We start from the raw sequence: 15249 nt of genomic DNA, 5'->3' as shown, positions 1-15249 counted from the left end.
ATCCAGGTCGGACGTCTTTGTGATCACAGCAGCCCCTCCAATTTGGCGGGATCGAAGCCTGTTCCGGCCTCCCACCCTTTGCCCTTGCCGTCGGTCACGACGACACCCGCCGCCAGCAGACCGTCGCGCAGCGCATCGGCTCGGGCCCAATCCTTGCCCGCGCGCGCATCCAGCCGCGCGGCAAGGACGGCCTCGACCAGCGCGTCGTCCCCCGTCTCGGACCATTGCCCCAACTCTGGCGTCAAAAGCCCCAGCACGGCGGCCGAGGCTGCAAGCATCGCGCCGTCGCCCGTCTTGGCCAGGCGGTGCAGCTCTGCGATGGCACCGGGGGCGTTCAGATCGTCGCGCAGGGACGACAAGACCGCCGGATCGGGCGTGCCGCCCGGTGCCGCCAGCGCGCGCCATTTTCGCAACGTCGCCTCCGCCTCGCGGGCCTTTTCCTCGGTCCAGTCCATCGGCTTCGAATAGTGGGTCGACAGGAACACGAAACGGATGACCTCGCCCGGCACGCCGCGATCCAGCAGGTCGCGCACGGTGAAGAAATTGCCCAGCGACTTGGACATCTTCCTGCCCTCGACCAGTAGCATCTCGTTGTGGAGCCAGACCTGTGCAAAGCCCGCGTCCGGGTCGGCGCAGCAGCTTTGCGCGCGCTCGTTTTCGTGGTGCGGAAACATCAGGTCGTTGCCGCCGCCGTGGATGTCGAAGCTGGGGCCGAGCAGTTCCTTGGCCATGGCAGAGCATTCGATATGCCAACCGGGGCGCCCCCGGCCCCATGGGCTGTCCCAGTCCGGCGTTTCCGCGTCCGAGGGTTTCCACAGCACGAAATCCATCGGGTCCCTTTTATAGGGTGCCACCTCGACCCGGGCCCCCGCGATCATGTCATCCACCGACCGACCCGAGAGGGTGCCGTAGTCGGGGAAACTGGCGACCGAGAAAAGGACGTGGCCGTCCGCCGCATAGGCGTGGCCCGCGTCGATCAAGCCCTCGATCATGGTCACCATCTGGGCGATGTAGGCCGTCGCGCGGGGCTCATGGGTGGGGCGCAGGTTGCCCAGCGCATCCATATCGGCATGATACCAGCCGATCGTCTCGTCGGTGATGTCCCCGATGGGCCGCCCAGTGGCCGCCGCCCGCGCGTTGATCTTGTCATCGACGTCGGTGAAGTTGCGCACGTAAGTGACGTGAGCGTCCCCATAGTCGTGGCGCAAAAGCCGGAACAGTAGATCGAACAGGATCACATTGCGCGCATTGCCCAGATGCGCGCGGTCATAGACCGTCGGCCCGCAGAGATAGAGCCGCACATTCGCGGGGTCGAGCGGGGCGAAGGCCCCGGTCTTGCGGGTCATGGAATTGCGCAGGCGCATCTGTGGCCGGTCCATCCGGGCGTCTCCTGGTTCGTCGGGCGGGGGTGTGGGGCCGGGCGCGGGAGTGCAGGCCACCGTCGGCCCGCCGTGGTGCGGCGGGCGCGTCAGATGCAGATAATGCAGGTCACGCGATCCATGTCCGCCCGCTAGCACGCACGCCCCCCTGTCGCAACCGCGATGGCCGGTGTGCGGCGCCGATCACGCATATTCGCCTTGCACTCTGACCGGCAGGGCGCATGCTCCGGCGTGTGGCGCGCGCCGCCCGCCCGTCAAGGAGATGACCCCATGACCTCGTTCCGCGACCTTCACCGTCCCGGCGATCCCTTCATCCTTGCGAATGCCTGGGACATCGGGTCGGCCAAGATGCTGGGTGCCTTGGGGGCGCAGGCGATTGCGACGTCCTCGGCGGGCTATGCCTTTACCCGCGGCTTGCCCGATGGCGGGCGCGTCGGGCGCGAAGAGGCGCTGTTTCATGCGCGCGAACTGGTCGACGCGGTGCCCCTGCCCGTTTCGGCGGACCTGGAGGACGGTTACGGAGCCGCGCCCGAGATCTGCGCCGAGACGATCCGGCTGGCGGCGGAAACCGGGCTGGCGGGCTGTTGTTTTGAGGACGTGGCCCCCGATTTCACGGCCTACGGCTTTGACCACGCGGTCGAGAGGATGCAGGCCTCGGTCGAAGCGGCGCGGGATCTGCCCGCGGATTTCGTGTTCTGCGCGCGGGCCGATGGGGTGATGCACGGTCTGTATGACATCGACGAAGCCATCAGGCGGTTGGAGGCCTTTGAGGCGGTGGGCGCGGATGTTCTCTATTGTCCGATGCCCGGCGGCATGGCGGATTTGCGGGCCATTACCGAGGCCGTGTCCGCCCCCGTCAATGCGCTGGCGGCGGGGCCCTGGACGCAATCCGTCCGCGCGGATTTCGCGGCAGCCGGGGTGGCGCGCATCTCGCTTGGATCTGCCTTGGCGCGGGCGACGCACAGGGTCATCCGCGATGCGGCGATCGAGATGTTCGGCGCAGGCGATTTCCACAGCCTGGGCGGGATCGGCGCGCAGGAGGTCGATGACCTCCTGGCGACCTACGGCGTCTGAGGGGTTACGCGCGCGCCTCGCGGGCGAGGGTTTCGATCCCGGCCCAATCGCCTGCGTCCATCTTGTCCTGCGGCGCGACCCAGCTGCCGCCGACGCAGATGACGTTCGGCAGAGACAGATAGCTGTCCTTGTTTTTCATGCTGACGCCGCCGGTGGGGCAAAAGGTGATCTGAGGCAGGGGGGCACCGATCCCCTTGAGCGCGGGGGCGCCGCCCGACGCCTCGGCTGGAAAGAACTTCTGCATGGTGAAGCCCTTTTCCAGCAGAATCATCGCCTCGGTCGCGGTCGCGGCACCGGGCAAAAGCGGCAGGTCTTCGTCGATACAGGCCTGTAGCAGGGTGTCGGTCGCACCTGGCGAGACACCGAAGGTCGCACCCGCCGCCTTGGCCGCGCGCACGTCTTCGGGGGTCAGCAAGGTGCCCGCGCCAACGATGCCGCCGGGCACCTGGGCCATGGCCCGGATGCAATCCAGCGCGGCGGGCGTGCGCAACGTCACCTCCAACGCGGGCAAGCCGCCAGCGACCAGCGCCTCGGCCAGGGGGGCGGCGTGGGCCACGTCGTTGAGGACGAGGACGGGAATGACCGGCGCGCGTCCGGCGAGGTCAAGGGCGGCTTTGGACTGGTCCTGGGGGGTCATGTTCTGGGGCCTTTGCAAGTCATCGTTGGGGGCGTTCTGGCCCATATGGGGCCAGATTGCCAGCTTTGGTCAGACCACCACGCCCGCGCCCTGATCGGAGCGTCCGGCATTGGCCCGGAACACATCAAACAACTCGCGTCCGATGCCGTGGCTGTTGCCGCTGAGGTCCGGCGCGGCGGGGCTGCGATCGCTGAGGTCGGCGAGGCATTCCAGCACACCTTCGGCGGCGGCAACGCGGATCATGTCGCCGTCCTGCACCCGCGCGATCAGCCCGCCATCCAGCGCCTCGGGCGCCACATGAATGGCGGCAGGCACCTTGCCAGAGGCGCCGGACATGCGCCCATCGGTGACCAGCGCGACCTTGTGTCCGCGTTGCAGCAGAACCGTCAGAACCGGGGTCAGGCCGTGCAATTCCGGCATCCCATTGGCGCGCGGGCCCTGGAAACGGACGACGACGACGCAGTCGCGGTTCAGCTCGCCCGCGCGGAACGCTTCCTTCACCGCGTCTTGGGTGTGAAAGACGCGCGCGGGGGCTTCGACCACATGAAGTTCGGGGGCTACGGCACTGATTTTCATGACGCCGAGGCCCAGGTTCCCATGCACCTGCTTCAGCCCGCCGGTCTTGGCGAAGGCGTCCTGCGGCGTCTTGAGGATCTTGTCATTCAGGCTGTCGCGGGGGCCCGGTTCCCAGGTCACGCGCCCCTCGGTCAGCTTGGGTTCCTGCGCATAGGCCGACAGCCCCTGCCCGGCGACGGTCGAGACGTCTTCGTGCAGCAGGCCCGCGTCCAGCAGATGCCCGATCATGAACGGCAGCCCGCCCGCCGCGTGAAAATGGTTCACGTCGGCCAAGCCGTTCGGATAAACGCGCGCCATCAGCGGCGTCGCCTCGGAAATAGCGTCGAAATCGGCGCAGGTCAGCTGCACCCCGGACGCCCGGGCCATGGCAATCAGGTGCAGCACGAGGTTGGTCGAACCACCGGTCGCCATCAGGCCCACGAGGCCGTTCACATAGGCCTTTTCGTCCAGCACGTCGCAGACCGGCGTATAGGCATTGCCAAGCGCCGTGATCTCGGTCGCGCGCTGCGCCGCCATCTCGGTCAGCGCGTCGCGCAGCGGCGTGCCCGGATTGATGAAGGACGCACCGGGCAGGTGCAGCCCCATGAATTCCATCAGCATCTGGTTGGAATTGGCCGTCCCGTAAAAGGTACAGGTGCCCGGGCCATGATAGCTGGCCATTTCAGCCTTCATCAGACCGGCACGGTCGATCTTGCCCTCGGCATAATCGCGGCGGACCTGGGATTTCTCTTCGTTCGGCAGGCCGGAGGTCATCGGACCAGCGGGGACGAAAATGCCTGGCAGGTAGCCGAAGGTCGCGGCGGCGATCACCAGACCAGGCACGATCTTGTCGCAGATGCCCAGATAGAGCGCCGAATCGAATGTGTTGTGGCTAAGCGCCACGCCTGCGGCCAAGGCGATCACGTCGCGCGAAAACAGCGACAGCTCCATCCCGACCTGGCCCTGAGTGACGCCGTCGCACATCGCGGGCACCCCCCCGGCCAACTGCGCGGTGGCGCCGGCCGCGCGGGCGGCGGCCTTGATGCGGTCGGGGTAATCCTTGAACGGCTGATGCGCGCTGAGCATGTCGTTGTAGGCGGTCACGATCCCGATGTTGGGGACGCGGTCGGCCAACAGGTCGTCCTTTTGCGCGCCCATGGCGGCATAGGCATGGGCCTGATTGCCGCATTCCAGATGCGCCCGGCGCGGCCCTTCCTGCGCCTGGGCGCGCATGCGGGCCAGATAGGCATCCCGCGTCGGGCGGGACCGTTCGCGAATGGTTTCAGTGATCTCGTCGATTCGGCTATCGAGCGGCATGACGGTCCTCCTGCGGTTGCCGGATAATTGCACTGTTAGCGCTAACAGTGCAAGTCCCGGACAGGCGCGTTCTCAGCTTTCCGCCGATGTTTCAGGGTCCATCAGCTCTACCTCGGTGCCATCGCGGACAGAGGTATAGAAACAGACGCGTCGATTGGTGTGGCAGGCCGGGCCGGTCTGATTGACCACGGCCAGCAGGCAATCCCGGTCACAGTCCACGCGCAGGTCCACCAGCGCCTGAACATGGCCCGACGATTCCCCCTTCACCCAGAATGCCTGCCGCGACCGGGACCAATACGTGACGCGTCCGGTGTCGAGCGTCCGGGTCACCGCGTCGGCATTCATCCAGGCCATCATCAGCACCTCGCCGCTGTCGGCGTCCTGGGCAATGCAGGGAATCAGCCCCCGATCATCGTAGCGGAGCGTTGCGGGGTCGAAAGTCATGGCCAGGTACCTTTGCATCGCGGGGTCGAGGGGCTACCTAAGCCGGGCAGACCGTGAAAGGAAGCCGATGCCCGATGCCGACCTGATCAAGCTCTACTCGGGCCGTATTCTGGAACTTGCCGCCGACATGCCCGCCACCGATCCGATCGCGGCGCCGCATGCCAGCGTGCGCAAACGATCGCCATTGTGCGGATCGACGGTGACGGTGTCGCTGGATGTCGAGGATGGGCGGATCGCGCGCTATGCTCAGGATGTGAAGGCCTGCGCCCTGGGGCAGGCCTCTGCCTCGGTGAGCGGGCGTGTCATGCTGGGGCTGACCGCTGGGGATGTGCGGCGCGGGCGCGACCAGTTGCGCGCGATGCTCGGCGGGGGTCCGGTGCCGGACAGCCCCTTCGACGGGTTGGAGGTGCTGACCCCTGCGCGGGATTTCCGCAATCGGCATGCGTCGATCCTGCTTGCCTTGGATGCGACGGTCGAGGCGCTGGATCAAGCAGGCGACCAGACGCGGTGCGCGCCCTAGAGGCGCGGCTTTCTGCGCTGACATCTCTTTGATTTGCGGCCTCTTCGGGGGTATTGACGGGTGCCCCCCGCGATGGCGGGCTTGGAATGGCTGTTAGGTGCCAATTACCGCTCATGAACGCCTGTGACACACCCTCTCGATGCGTTGAGATACAGGCATTTGCCTCAAAAAAAACCGCCGCACTCCGGTGAGGGAGGCGGCGGGTAAGGTGCGTCTTCCGTACGCTCGGGCAGTGGCCGAAGGTGTCAGAAACCTTGGGCGGCGCAGCTCGGGGGGCAATCCGGGCGGCGCGTCCTGAACCGGTAAGGGGAGACCGGAGCAAGACAGGCGAACGGGACGCGGGCAGAAACGACTGGGATCGCGATCAGGCGATCAAAGCAGGAAGGTGCAGCAGGCTGAGCATCAAGGTGACCAGCCAAACGCCGCCAAGAATATCTGTCAAAGGCTCCCGCTCTACGCGGCGGATGGTCTTGCGGATCTTGCGGGCCATTTCAGATACCTCTTCTTGCTGCTCTTGTTGCACCTTTGTTCTCATACTGGAAACGGCCTGTAAAGAACTTTATGAGAACATAGGGGAACAAAAAGGGTTTTGTTCTTTTAGCCGACCGACAAAAGGCGGAGCGCCCGATCCTGTTCGGTCAGCCACAGCAGCAGCCGGGCCGCCTGACCGCGCGGCCCCTGCAAGGTCGGATCGTGGGACAGCAAGGCGCGGGCGTCCGTGCTGGCGACCTCCATCAAGGCCGCCTGGCGTTCCAGGTCGGCCACACGGAACCGGGGCAGGCCCGACTGCGCCGTGCCGATCACATCACCGGCCCCCCGCAGGCGCAGGTCTTCTTCCGAGATGCGAAAGCCGTCCTCGCTTTCGCGCAGGATACGCAGCCGTGCCTCGGCCGTCTCGCCCAGGGGCGGCTTGAACATCAGCAGACAGGTGGAGGCGGTCGCCCCGCGCCCCACCCTGCCCCGTAGCTGGTGCAGCTGTGCCAGACCGAACGTTTCCGCCCGTTCGATCACCATGATCGAGGCGTTGGGGACGTTCACGCCGACCTCGATCACCGTGGTCGCGACCAGAACGGCGGTATCCCCGGCGACGAACCGCGCCATCGCCGCGTCCTTGTCCGCCGCGGGCATCTGGCCGTGGACCAGCCCGACGACGCCTTCGCCCAGCGCGGCCCGCAGACTGCGGAACCGTTCTTCGGCCGAGGTCAGATCCGCGACCTCCGATTCCTCGACCAGCGGGCAGACCCAATAGGCCTGCCGCCCCTCGTTGACCGCGGTGCGCAGTTTGGCAATTACGTCATCCATGCGTGTAACCGGCACCGTCGCCGTCTGCACCGGCGTGCGCCCGGGCGGTTTCTCGTCCAGCACGCTGAGATCCATGTCCCCGTATTGCGTCAAGGCCAGCGACCGTGGGATCGGCGTCGCGGTCATGACCAGAACGTCCGTCGCCGCATTCTTTTCGCCCAGCAACATGCGTTGACGCACGCCAAACCGATGCTGTTCGTCGATGACCGCCAGCCGGAGGTCGGCAAAAACCACGTCGCGCTGGAACACCGCGTGGGTGCCGACAAGGATCTGGATGTCACCCCGCGCCAAGGCCGCCAGCTTTGCCTCGCGCTCGCGCCCCTTGTCGCGGCCGGTCAGGATTTCCAGCACGACGCCCGCCGCCTCGGCCAGGGGACGCAGACCCTCGGCGTGTTGCCGGGCGAGGATTTCGGTCGGCGCCATGAGCACGCCCTGCCCGCCCGCCTCGGCCGCGACCAGCAACGCCATCAGCGCGACCAGCGTCTTTCCAGACCCCACATCCCCCTGCAGCAACCGGTTCATCCGGCGTGGCTGGCCCATGTCGGTGGCAATCTCTTCGATGCTGCGCTTCTGCGCCTCTGTGGGGAGATAGGGCAAAGCGGCCAGTACCGCGCGGCGCAGGCGACCGTTGCCCTCGGTCGTCTTTCCGGGACGCGCGCGATCCGTGGCGCGCGCCAGGGCCAGGGTCAGTTGATGCGCGAAGAGTTCATCGTAGGCCAGCCGCTGGCGCGCCGGATGCGCGCTGGCCAGGTCGCCGGGTCCAACGGGCGCATGGGCGGCGGCCAGCGCCTCTGCAAAGCCGGGCCAGGCGCGATCCTCCTTCAGGGCGGGATCGATCCATTCCGCCAGCGCCGGAACCCGCGAAAGCGCGCCGGCCACCGCCTTGGCCATGACCTTGCCCGTCACACCAGCGGTCAGCGGGTAGACGGGTTCATATGCAGGCAACGCCTCGCCCTCGGTCAGGATGTGATCGGGATGCGCCATCTGGGCAACGCCGTCATAAAGCTCCGCCTTGCCGGACAGAATGCGCCGCTGACCGGTGGGCAGCAGTCGTTGGTGCAGATCCGCAGAGCCACGGAAAAAGACGACCTGAAACGAGGTCTTGGCATCCTCGACCTCGACCCGGTACGGACGCCCCCGCTGGGCGGGGGGGATGTGGCGACCGACGGTCACGGGCACCGTCACGACCCCCGGCAGGATCGCGTCGCGGACCGAGGCGACGGGCGTGCGATCCACCCCGGACGCCGGCAAGGTGAACGCAAGGTCCTTGGGCGTGGCCACGTTCAGATTGGCCAAGAGCTTGGCCGTCTTGGGGCCGACGCCGGGCAGCGTCTCCAGCCCCGCGAACAAGGGAAACAGCTGTTCGGGCCGCCCGGTCACGGCGATCCGATCAACGCGAGCCAGGCGTCTTCGTCGATCGTCTCGACCCCTAGCTGCGCTGCCTTGGCTGCCTTGGACCCGGCACCTGGCCCGGCCACCAGCAGGTCGGTCTTGGCCGAAACCGAGCCGGAGACCTTGGCCCCCAACCCCTCGGCAGTCGCCTTGGCCTCGGCGCGGGTCATCTTTTCCAGGCTGCCGGTGAAGACGACGGTTTTGCCCGCCACCGGGCTTTCGGCCAGCGGCGCCTCGGGCGCGGAGATGTCCAACGCCGCGATCAGCGCATCGATGGCCGCGCGTTCCTGCGGCGCGGCCATGGCATCGCAGAGCGCGAGGGCCAGCGTCGCGCCAATCCCGTCGATGCCGGTAATTTCTTCCCAGGCGGCGCGGGCGGCAGGGTCGGTGTCCTGCCAGATGGCCGCGCGGGTTTCGGTGACACGGGCGCGGCGCCCCTCGGCCTCGGCGGTCAGACGATCGGCGGCGACCGCCTCCTCTGCGGCGCGGTGGGCGGCGGCGGCGGGGGCTGCGGCATCCACGGTGCGCGCCAGCGCGCCCCAGGTGCTGAAATGGCGCGCCAGATCGCGGCCGCCGACCTCGCCCAGGTGCCGAATGCCCAAGGCGAACAAGACTTTGGCCAAGGGCTGCGCGCGCGCAGATTCGATCGCCGCAAACAGCTTGCGGGCAGAGGTTTCGCCCCATCCCTCCAGGTTGGCGACCGTCTGCAGGCCGCTGCCATGGCGCGCCTGCAGGTCGTAGATATCGGCGGGCGCGCGGACCCAGCCTAGGTCGTGGAACCGCTCCACCTCCTTGTCGCCCAAACCGTCGATGTCGAGCGCAGAGCGGCCCGCCAGGTGTTTCAGCCGCGCGACCCTCTGGGCGGGGCAGATCAGACCGCCGGTGCAGCGGCGGACGGATTCGCCCGGCTCGCGCAGGGCGGCGCTACCGCAATCCGGGCAAACCTTTGGGAAGACGTAGGGGATGGCGTCGTCGGGGCGTGCCGACAGGTCGACATCGCGGATCTTGGGGATGACATCGCCGGCGCGATACACCTCGACCCGGTCGCCGATGCGCAAATCGGCACCGCCACGGATCGGTTGCCCGTCAGAGCCGCGCCCGGCGATGTAATCTTCGTTGTGAAGCGTCGCGTTGGACACCACGACGCCCCCCACAGTCACCGGTTGCAGCCGCGCAACGGGACTGAGCGCGCCGGTTCGACCGACCTGGATGTCGATGCCAAGCAAACGGGTCCAGGCGGTTTCGGCTGGAAATTTGTGCGCGATGGCCCAGCGTGGCGTGGTGGAACGGAACCCGAGGCGCGCCTGCAGCGCCAGGTCGTCCACCTTGTAGACGACCCCGTCGATGTCATAACCCAGTTCTGCGCGCGCGGCGGCGATGGCGTCGTAGCGGTCGAGCAATGCGTCGGGTCCGTCGCAGCGACGGGTGACCGGGTTGGTGCTGAACCCCAGCGCAGCCAGCCGGTCGAGCGCGCCGGATTGTGTGTCGGCCAAAGGCTCCGACAGACTGCCCCAGGCATAGGCAAAAAAGCACAGCGGTCGGGCGGCGGTAATGGACGCGTCAAGCTGACGCAGACTGCCTGCTGCGGCATTGCGGGGATTGGCGAAAACCTTGTCACCCGCCTTGATCTGCCGCTCGTTCAGCGCGGCGAAATCCGCGTGGGACATATAGACCTCTCCGCGTACTTCCAGCAGGTCGGGCGCGCCCAAGATCGTCTCGGGCACCTGGGCAATGGTGCGGACATTCGCGGTGACATCCTCGCCCACGGCCCCGTCGCCACGGGTTGCGGCATGGATCAACTGGCCGTTTTCATAGCGAATCGACAGGGAAAGGCCGTCGATCTTGGGTTCGGCGGTATAGGCAAGCGGGGCGTCGTCGGACAGGTTCAGATAGCGGCGGATACGGGCATCGAAGTCACGCACGTCGCCTGCGTCAAAGGCATTGCCGAGCGAGAGCATCCGCACCTCGTGCGGGATCTTTCCAAACCCGTCGCTGGGCGCGGCACCAACCTGATCGCTGGGGCTGTCCTTGCGCTTCAGCGACGGAAAGCGTGCCTCGATCGCGGTATTACGGCGTTTCAGCGCGTCGTAGTCGGCATCGGTGATCTCGGGCGCGTCGGCCCCGTGATAGGCGGCATTGGCACGCGCCAGACGCTGGGCCAGATCGGCCAGCGCCTTTTCGGCCTCGGCTGCGTTCATCGCGTCGATGTCTTTCGCGTCGCCAGTCATCACGCCCGATCCCTCCCCGGTGCCTACAGGTCCGGTGATATGGGGCCGAGCGCGCGCGTTCCAGCGATTCCCGAACCGTGATCAGGCAGAGATCAGATCGCGCCCCTCGTCAGAAACCCCCTGTGGATCGCGCAGGACATATCCGCGGCCCCAGACCGTTTCGATGTGGTTCTGGCCGCCCGTGGCCTCTGTCAGCTTCTTGCGCAGCTTGCAGATGAACACGTCGATGATCTTCAACTCGGGCTCATCCATGCCGCCATAAAGGTGGTTGAGGAACATTTCCTTGGTCAGTGTCGTGCCCTTGCGCAGGCTCAGAAGCTCCAGCATCTGATATTCCTTGCCTGTCAGATGCACCGTGCGGCCGCCGACCTCGACCGATTTGGCGTCGAGGTTCACCTCGACGTCGCCGGTGCGGATGATCGATTGGGAATGCCCCTTGGACCGACGGACGATCGCATGGATCCGGGCGATAAGTTCGTCGCGATGAAATGGCTTGGTCATGTAATCATCGGCCCCGAAGCCGAATCCCCGGATCTTGTTTTCCGTATCGTCGGAGCCGGAGAGGATCAGAATAGGCGTCTCGATCCGGCTGAGCCGCAATTGTTTGAGCACGTCATGCCCATTCATGTCCGGCAGGTTCAGGTCCAACAGGATCAGATCGTAGTCATAGAGCTTGGCCAGATCGATCCCTTCTTCGCCCATGTCGGTGCAGTAGACGTTCAGGTTCGCGCTGCCCAGCATCAGTTCGATGCTTTTGGAAGTGGTCGGATCGTCTTCAACGAGCAGGATTCTCATGGTCATCTCCCGGAAGGCATCAAAGTATGACTAAGCCTTGCCGGAAATAGTTAACTTTGGGTTACTGATTGTCGATGCATTAAAAAAAACCGGATCATTGATGACGAAACTGCTGAATCAGAGTGGTTTTGAGACCGTCCGTTCCATGCGTTGAAATAGCCGTGGCCCAACTGTCGTATTCTTCTTGGGACAGCTCGTAACGTTCAATGGCCTCGTCGAGCGTGATAAGCCCCGACTCGACCCCCATGACCACCAACGCCTTGCGCCGCGCGACCCATCGCGTGGTGCCCTGAGGTGGCAGATCCGCGCGGGTCATCTGCGAGCCGTCGGGCAACGTAACCACCCGTGGGCCCGGCCCCTTTCTAAGATACATCGCGACCTCCTGATATTCATCGCAGGTCTTCTGTGCCCGGATGGCGTTAATCGAGGGTGAAGGCGGGTCTTGAGAATAGGTCGGATTTTCCTATATCTGGCCCCGACCTCCGCCGGAGAGACCCCATGCCACTCGATACGACGCTCAATTCCCTTGGCCTGCCAAAGGCCCCCGCCGACACGCGTGTCGTCGTCGCCATGTCCGGTGGCGTCGACAGTTCCGTGGTCGCAGCCCAGCTCGCCGAAGAGGGGTATGACGTGGTTGGCGTGACGCTCCAGCTTTATGACCACGGGGCGGCCCTGGCCAAAAAGGGGGCCTGCTGCGCCGGGCGCGACATCCACGACGCGCGCCGGGTGGCCGAGACCATGGGCTTTCCGCATTACGTGCTGGATTACGAGAACACGTTCCGCGAGGCGGTGATCGACGAATTCGCCGACGCCTATCTGGGCGGCGCGACGCCGGTGCCCTGCATCCGCTGCAACGAGCGGGTGAAGTTCCGCGACCTGTTGGAAACGGCCAAGGACCTGGACGCCGACTGCATGGCCACCGGTCACTATATCCAGCGAAAGCTGGGCCTGCGCGGGCCCGAACTGCATATGGCCGCCGACCCGGTGCGCGACCAATCCTATTTCCTGTTCTCCACCACCGATGCCCAGCTGGACTATCTGCGCTTCCCGCTGGGGCACCTGCCCGACAAGGCGGCGACGCGGGCGTTGGCGGCGAAATACGGGCTGCCGGTGGCCGACAAGCCGGACAGCCAGGATATCTGTTTCGTGCCCAACGGCGATTACGCCGCAGTCATCGAAAAGCTGCGCCCTGGCGCGGGTGAGCCTGGGTCCATCGTCGACATGCAGGGCCGCGCGTTGGCGCGGCACGACGGCGTGATCCACTACACCATTGGGCAACGCCGTGGCCTTGGCATCGGGGGGCTGTCCGAGCCGCTTTATGTCGTAAAGCTGGACCCGGAGGCACGGCAGGTCGTCGTCGGGCCGAAATCGGCGCTGGCCACGCGGCTGGTCCCCTTGCGGGAGATCAACTGGCTGGGTGACGCCCCGCTGGACAGCCGCGAGGAATGGCACATCGGCGTCAAGGTCCGGTCCACCCGCCCCCCGCGCGAAGCGATCCTGCGGCCCAAGCCCGGCGGTCTGGCCGAGGTCGAATTGCTGACCCCCGAAGAAGGCGTCAGCCCCGGTCAGGCCTGCGTATTCTACGACATGGATGGCACGCGCGTCTTTGGCGGCGGCTGGATCTGGCGCGGCTACTAGGTCAACGCGGCCTCGGTCGCGGCGTCGGCAGGGAAAAGCAGCTCTACCTTCAGGTCCGCCAGCGACACATCGCGCGCGCCCTGAAAGGTGACGAAAGTGGAAAAGAACGCCAGGCGCAGCCCGCCAAAGCGATAGATCGTGGGCAGGATCGGGGCATCCGTTTCCGGTGTGTCGGCGCCAACCTGCGGGTCGGACAACAGAACACGGGTCGCTTGATCCAATAGGGCGTTCCCGCCGGCAGCCCGGCTTTCGGTGCTGAGGCGGGTGGCAAAGTGGCGGGCGACTTCTGGCCAGTTTTCGATCACCTCAGCCCCGAATCCGGGGGTGGTGAAGGCCGCCAGCAGGCTGTCCCCCACGCCCAGACCGAGGGGCGCAAACAACCGTCCGGCGCAGGCATTGACCCGCACCAGCCGCCAATCCGCATCCAGAACGAAGCCCGGCCAGGGATCGTGGCGATCGACGATGCGCGCCATCGCGGCGCCGACGCGGGCCATATGCGCCTCTGACAGGTCGGAGCGGCGATGCGCGGGGGCGAACCCTGCCGCCGTCATCAGCACGTTCAATCCGCCCAGCGGCACGTCCAGCGCCCGCCCGAGGCGGGCGACCATGGTCCGGCTGGGCTGTGCGCGCCCGGTTTCCAGAAAGGACAGATGCCGCGGCGAGACCTGCGCCTCCAACGCGAGATCAAGCTGGCTGAGCCTGCGGTGCGCGCGCCAGCGGCGCAATTCCGATCCGAATGTCATGGCCCACCCTACCCCGCAGACGGAAGCCTGTCGCTTACCTGCGAGGGAATTGCCCGGCTCCTGCGTAGACGGCCAGGTACGGGCATCACAGGTTAGGAGAACGACATGACAATCGACCGCATGGCCCGCGGGCTAAAAATCTCGGCAGCCATCATCATGGGGTTCGGCCTCACGACCTTTCTTGCGGCGACGAACCCAACCCTCGCCATGCCGAGCCTTTGGTTCGTCGATCTCATGACGCCACCCGTTGCCGGGGCCGAGGGGTTGACCACGCCAGAGGGGCGGCTGGTTCTGGCAATCCTGGGCGGGATCACCTTTGGCTGGGGGGTGACGACCTGGCAACTGGCGGGCGCGCCCCTGCGCGCAACGCCGGAACCGATCCGCAAGATCGTGCTGACAGGCTTTCTGGCCTGGTTCTGTCTGGACAGCCTGGGGTCGGTGCTGGCGGGCGCGCCCTGGAACGTGGTGCCGAACATCGGTTTCCTGGCCCTGATCGCCTGGCCCGTCGCACGCCCGGTTGCAGTAGCAGATGCGATATCGGTCTGACAGGCGGACGCATCAGACGTGGAAACCGGCAGGAATCTGGCCGGTTTTCGCGGTCATATCAGCGGGGTATGGCTTTTGAAGCCTCCTAAAAAAGACGATATATCAAAGTGCTAGGAGGATTTTTGAGAGACGATCTCCGTCCATGTGAATAATCTTAACATAAATACTTGAACCCTCTCGGAGCATCCCCATCTCTGTTCATGTGAAAAGCATTCACATCAACCGACAGGAGACCACAAAGATGACACCGTCCCCCGCCTACGCCGGCCCCGAGACCTCCGGTAACTGGCTTTCCCGTACCGAAGGTTGGCTCGACGCCCGTGGCAAGGGTGCCTGGATCGCCGCGATGATCCTGGGCTTCGTCTTCTTCTGGCCCATCGGTCTCGCCCTTCTCGCCTACATGATCTGGAGCAAACGCATGTTTTCCGGCCGTTCAAACGCAATGACCTGCAATACCCGCCGTCGCGGCTCGATGAGCCGGATGCGGACCTCTGGCAACGCCGCATTCGACAGCTACAAGGCTGACATGCTGCGCCGCCTGGAGGATGAGCAGGAAGCCTTCGAAACCTATCTGCAGCGTCTGCGTGAGGCCAAGGACAAGGCAGAGTTCGACCAGTTCATGGAAGAGCGCAGCAAGCGCGGCGCCGACCAGAACGCCTCGACCGAGGCCTGATCCTCC

The 15249-nt window shown here is 65.8% G+C and carries 15 protein-coding genes; 5 read left to right on the top strand and 10 right to left on the bottom strand.

The window, feature by feature from the left end:
- Positions 1–23: 23 nt before the first annotated feature.
- Entirely contained in the window at positions 24–1379 is a 1356-nt protein-coding gene (cysS, locus tag K3551_RS12060) for a cysteine--tRNA ligase (protein WP_259913469.1), read from the bottom strand.
- A 270-nt stretch (positions 1380–1649) separates the two neighbouring features.
- Here cysS and K3551_RS12055 point away from each other — a divergent pair, with 270 nt between their 5' ends.
- Positions 1650–2453: an isocitrate lyase/phosphoenolpyruvate mutase family protein gene (locus K3551_RS12055; protein ID WP_259913468.1), complete on the top strand. Its 804-nt coding sequence runs from the start codon at positions 1650–1652 to the stop codon at positions 2451–2453.
- 4 nt (positions 2454–2457) lie between these two features.
- On the opposite strand, the gene eda is transcribed toward K3551_RS12055, so the two are convergent.
- The 3 genes from eda to hisI form a co-directional block, all read right to left on the bottom strand.
- Positions 2458–3090: a bifunctional 4-hydroxy-2-oxoglutarate aldolase/2-dehydro-3-deoxy-phosphogluconate aldolase gene (eda, locus tag K3551_RS12050; RefSeq protein WP_259913467.1), complete on the bottom strand. Its 633-nt coding sequence runs from the start codon at positions 3088–3090 to the stop codon at positions 2458–2460.
- Positions 3091–3159: 69 nt separating this feature from the next.
- Positions 3160–4962, bottom strand: a complete 1803-nt coding sequence (edd, locus tag K3551_RS12045) for a phosphogluconate dehydratase (protein ID WP_259913466.1) — start codon at positions 4960–4962, stop codon at positions 3160–3162.
- Positions 4963–5034: 72 nt separating this feature from the next.
- Positions 5035–5406, bottom strand: coding sequence for a phosphoribosyl-AMP cyclohydrolase (hisI, locus tag K3551_RS12040; RefSeq protein ID WP_259913464.1), 372 nt, complete (start codon positions 5404–5406; stop codon positions 5035–5037).
- Positions 5407–5473: 67 nt separating this feature from the next.
- Here hisI and K3551_RS12035 point away from each other — a divergent pair, with 67 nt between their 5' ends.
- Positions 5474–5926, top strand: a complete 453-nt coding sequence (locus K3551_RS12035; protein ID WP_259913463.1) for an iron-sulfur cluster assembly scaffold protein — start codon at positions 5474–5476, stop codon at positions 5924–5926.
- 364 nt (positions 5927–6290) lie between these two features.
- On the opposite strand, the gene K3551_RS12030 is transcribed toward K3551_RS12035, so the two are convergent.
- The 5 genes from K3551_RS12030 to K3551_RS12010 all read right to left on the bottom strand — a co-directional run bounded on the left by K3551_RS12030 (position 6291) and on the right by K3551_RS12010 (position 12016).
- Complete coding sequence (locus K3551_RS12030; RefSeq protein WP_259913462.1) at positions 6291–6416, bottom strand: hypothetical protein; 126 nt, start codon at positions 6414–6416, stop codon at positions 6291–6293.
- Between the two features lie 107 nt (positions 6417–6523).
- Positions 6524–8608, bottom strand: a complete 2085-nt coding sequence (gene recG / locus K3551_RS12025; protein ID WP_259913461.1) for an ATP-dependent DNA helicase RecG — start codon at positions 8606–8608, stop codon at positions 6524–6526.
- Complete coding sequence (ligA, locus tag K3551_RS12020) at positions 8605–10848, bottom strand: NAD-dependent DNA ligase LigA (protein WP_259913460.1); 2244 nt, start codon at positions 10846–10848, stop codon at positions 8605–8607. Before ligA ends, recG begins: the two co-directional genes overlap by 4 nt.
- Before the next feature lie 81 nt (positions 10849–10929).
- Positions 10930–11643 (bottom strand): response regulator transcription factor CtrA, encoded by a 714-nt coding sequence (gene ctrA / locus K3551_RS12015; protein WP_259913458.1) that lies wholly within the window; start codon positions 11641–11643, stop codon positions 10930–10932.
- A 94-nt stretch (positions 11644–11737) separates the two neighbouring features.
- Positions 11738–12016 carry a DUF1153 domain-containing protein gene (locus tag K3551_RS12010; RefSeq protein ID WP_259913456.1) on the bottom strand — a complete coding sequence of 93 codons (279 nt, stop codon included), beginning with the start codon at positions 12014–12016 and terminating at the stop codon, positions 11738–11740.
- Positions 12017–12141: 125 nt separating this feature from the next.
- Here K3551_RS12010 and mnmA point away from each other — a divergent pair, with 125 nt between their 5' ends.
- Positions 12142–13281 carry a tRNA 2-thiouridine(34) synthase MnmA gene (gene mnmA, locus K3551_RS12005; protein WP_259913454.1) on the top strand — a complete coding sequence of 380 codons (1140 nt, stop codon included), beginning with the start codon at positions 12142–12144 and terminating at the stop codon, positions 13279–13281.
- On the opposite strand, the gene K3551_RS12000 is transcribed toward mnmA, so the two are convergent.
- Positions 13278–14024 (bottom strand): helix-turn-helix transcriptional regulator, encoded by a 747-nt coding sequence (locus K3551_RS12000; protein WP_259913452.1) that lies wholly within the window; start codon positions 14022–14024, stop codon positions 13278–13280. The genes mnmA and K3551_RS12000 overlap by 4 nt on opposite strands.
- A gap of 105 nt (positions 14025–14129) precedes the next feature.
- Between K3551_RS12000 and K3551_RS11995 the strand changes: the two genes are divergently transcribed.
- Together K3551_RS11995 and K3551_RS11990 are read left to right on the top strand one after the other, a co-directional pair.
- Positions 14130–14570 (top strand): hypothetical protein, encoded by a 441-nt coding sequence (locus tag K3551_RS11995; RefSeq protein ID WP_259913450.1) that lies wholly within the window; start codon positions 14130–14132, stop codon positions 14568–14570.
- A gap of 241 nt (positions 14571–14811) precedes the next feature.
- Positions 14812–15243 carry a DUF2852 domain-containing protein gene (locus K3551_RS11990; RefSeq protein ID WP_259913448.1) on the top strand — a complete coding sequence of 144 codons (432 nt, stop codon included), beginning with the start codon at positions 14812–14814 and terminating at the stop codon, positions 15241–15243.
- Positions 15244–15249 lie beyond the last annotated feature (6 nt).

The organism is Jannaschia sp. M317 (assembly GCF_025141175.1).
Taxonomy (GTDB): domain Bacteria; phylum Pseudomonadota; class Alphaproteobacteria; order Rhodobacterales; family Rhodobacteraceae; genus Jannaschia.
The sequence above is the reverse complement of the archived record's forward strand: the minus strand, read 5'-3'. Positions and strand labels throughout refer to the sequence as shown.

Coding starts and splice junctions, on each gene's coding strand:
- cysS (WP_259913469.1), bottom strand. CDS start 1,379: ATGGACCGGCCACAGATGCGCCTGCGCAATTCCATGACCCGCAAGACC.
- K3551_RS12055 (WP_259913468.1), top strand. CDS start 1,650: ATGACCTCGTTCCGCGACCTTCACCGTCCCGGCGATCCCTTCATCCTT.
- eda (WP_259913467.1), bottom strand. CDS start 3,090: ATGACCCCCCAGGACCAGTCCAAAGCCGCCCTTGACCTCGCCGGACGC.
- edd (WP_259913466.1), bottom strand. CDS start 4,962: ATGCCGCTCGATAGCCGAATCGACGAGATCACTGAAACCATTCGCGAA.
- hisI (WP_259913464.1), bottom strand. CDS start 5,406: ATGACTTTCGACCCCGCAACGCTCCGCTACGATGATCGGGGGCTGATT.
- K3551_RS12035 (WP_259913463.1), top strand. CDS start 5,474: ATGCCCGATGCCGACCTGATCAAGCTCTACTCGGGCCGTATTCTGGAA.
- K3551_RS12030 (WP_259913462.1), bottom strand. CDS start 6,416: ATGGCCCGCAAGATCCGCAAGACCATCCGCCGCGTAGAGCGGGAGCCT.
- ligA (WP_259913460.1), bottom strand. CDS start 10,848: ATGACTGGCGACGCGAAAGACATCGACGCGATGAACGCAGCCGAGGCC.
- ctrA (WP_259913458.1), bottom strand. CDS start 11,643: ATGAGAATCCTGCTCGTTGAAGACGATCCGACCACTTCCAAAAGCATC.
- K3551_RS12010 (WP_259913456.1), bottom strand. CDS start 12,016: ATGTATCTTAGAAAGGGGCCGGGCCCACGGGTGGTTACGTTGCCCGAC.
- mnmA (WP_259913454.1), top strand. CDS start 12,142: ATGCCACTCGATACGACGCTCAATTCCCTTGGCCTGCCAAAGGCCCCC.
- K3551_RS12000 (WP_259913452.1), bottom strand. CDS start 14,024: ATGACATTCGGATCGGAATTGCGCCGCTGGCGCGCGCACCGCAGGCTC.
- K3551_RS11995 (WP_259913450.1), top strand. CDS start 14,130: ATGACAATCGACCGCATGGCCCGCGGGCTAAAAATCTCGGCAGCCATC.
- K3551_RS11990 (WP_259913448.1), top strand. CDS start 14,812: ATGACACCGTCCCCCGCCTACGCCGGCCCCGAGACCTCCGGTAACTGG.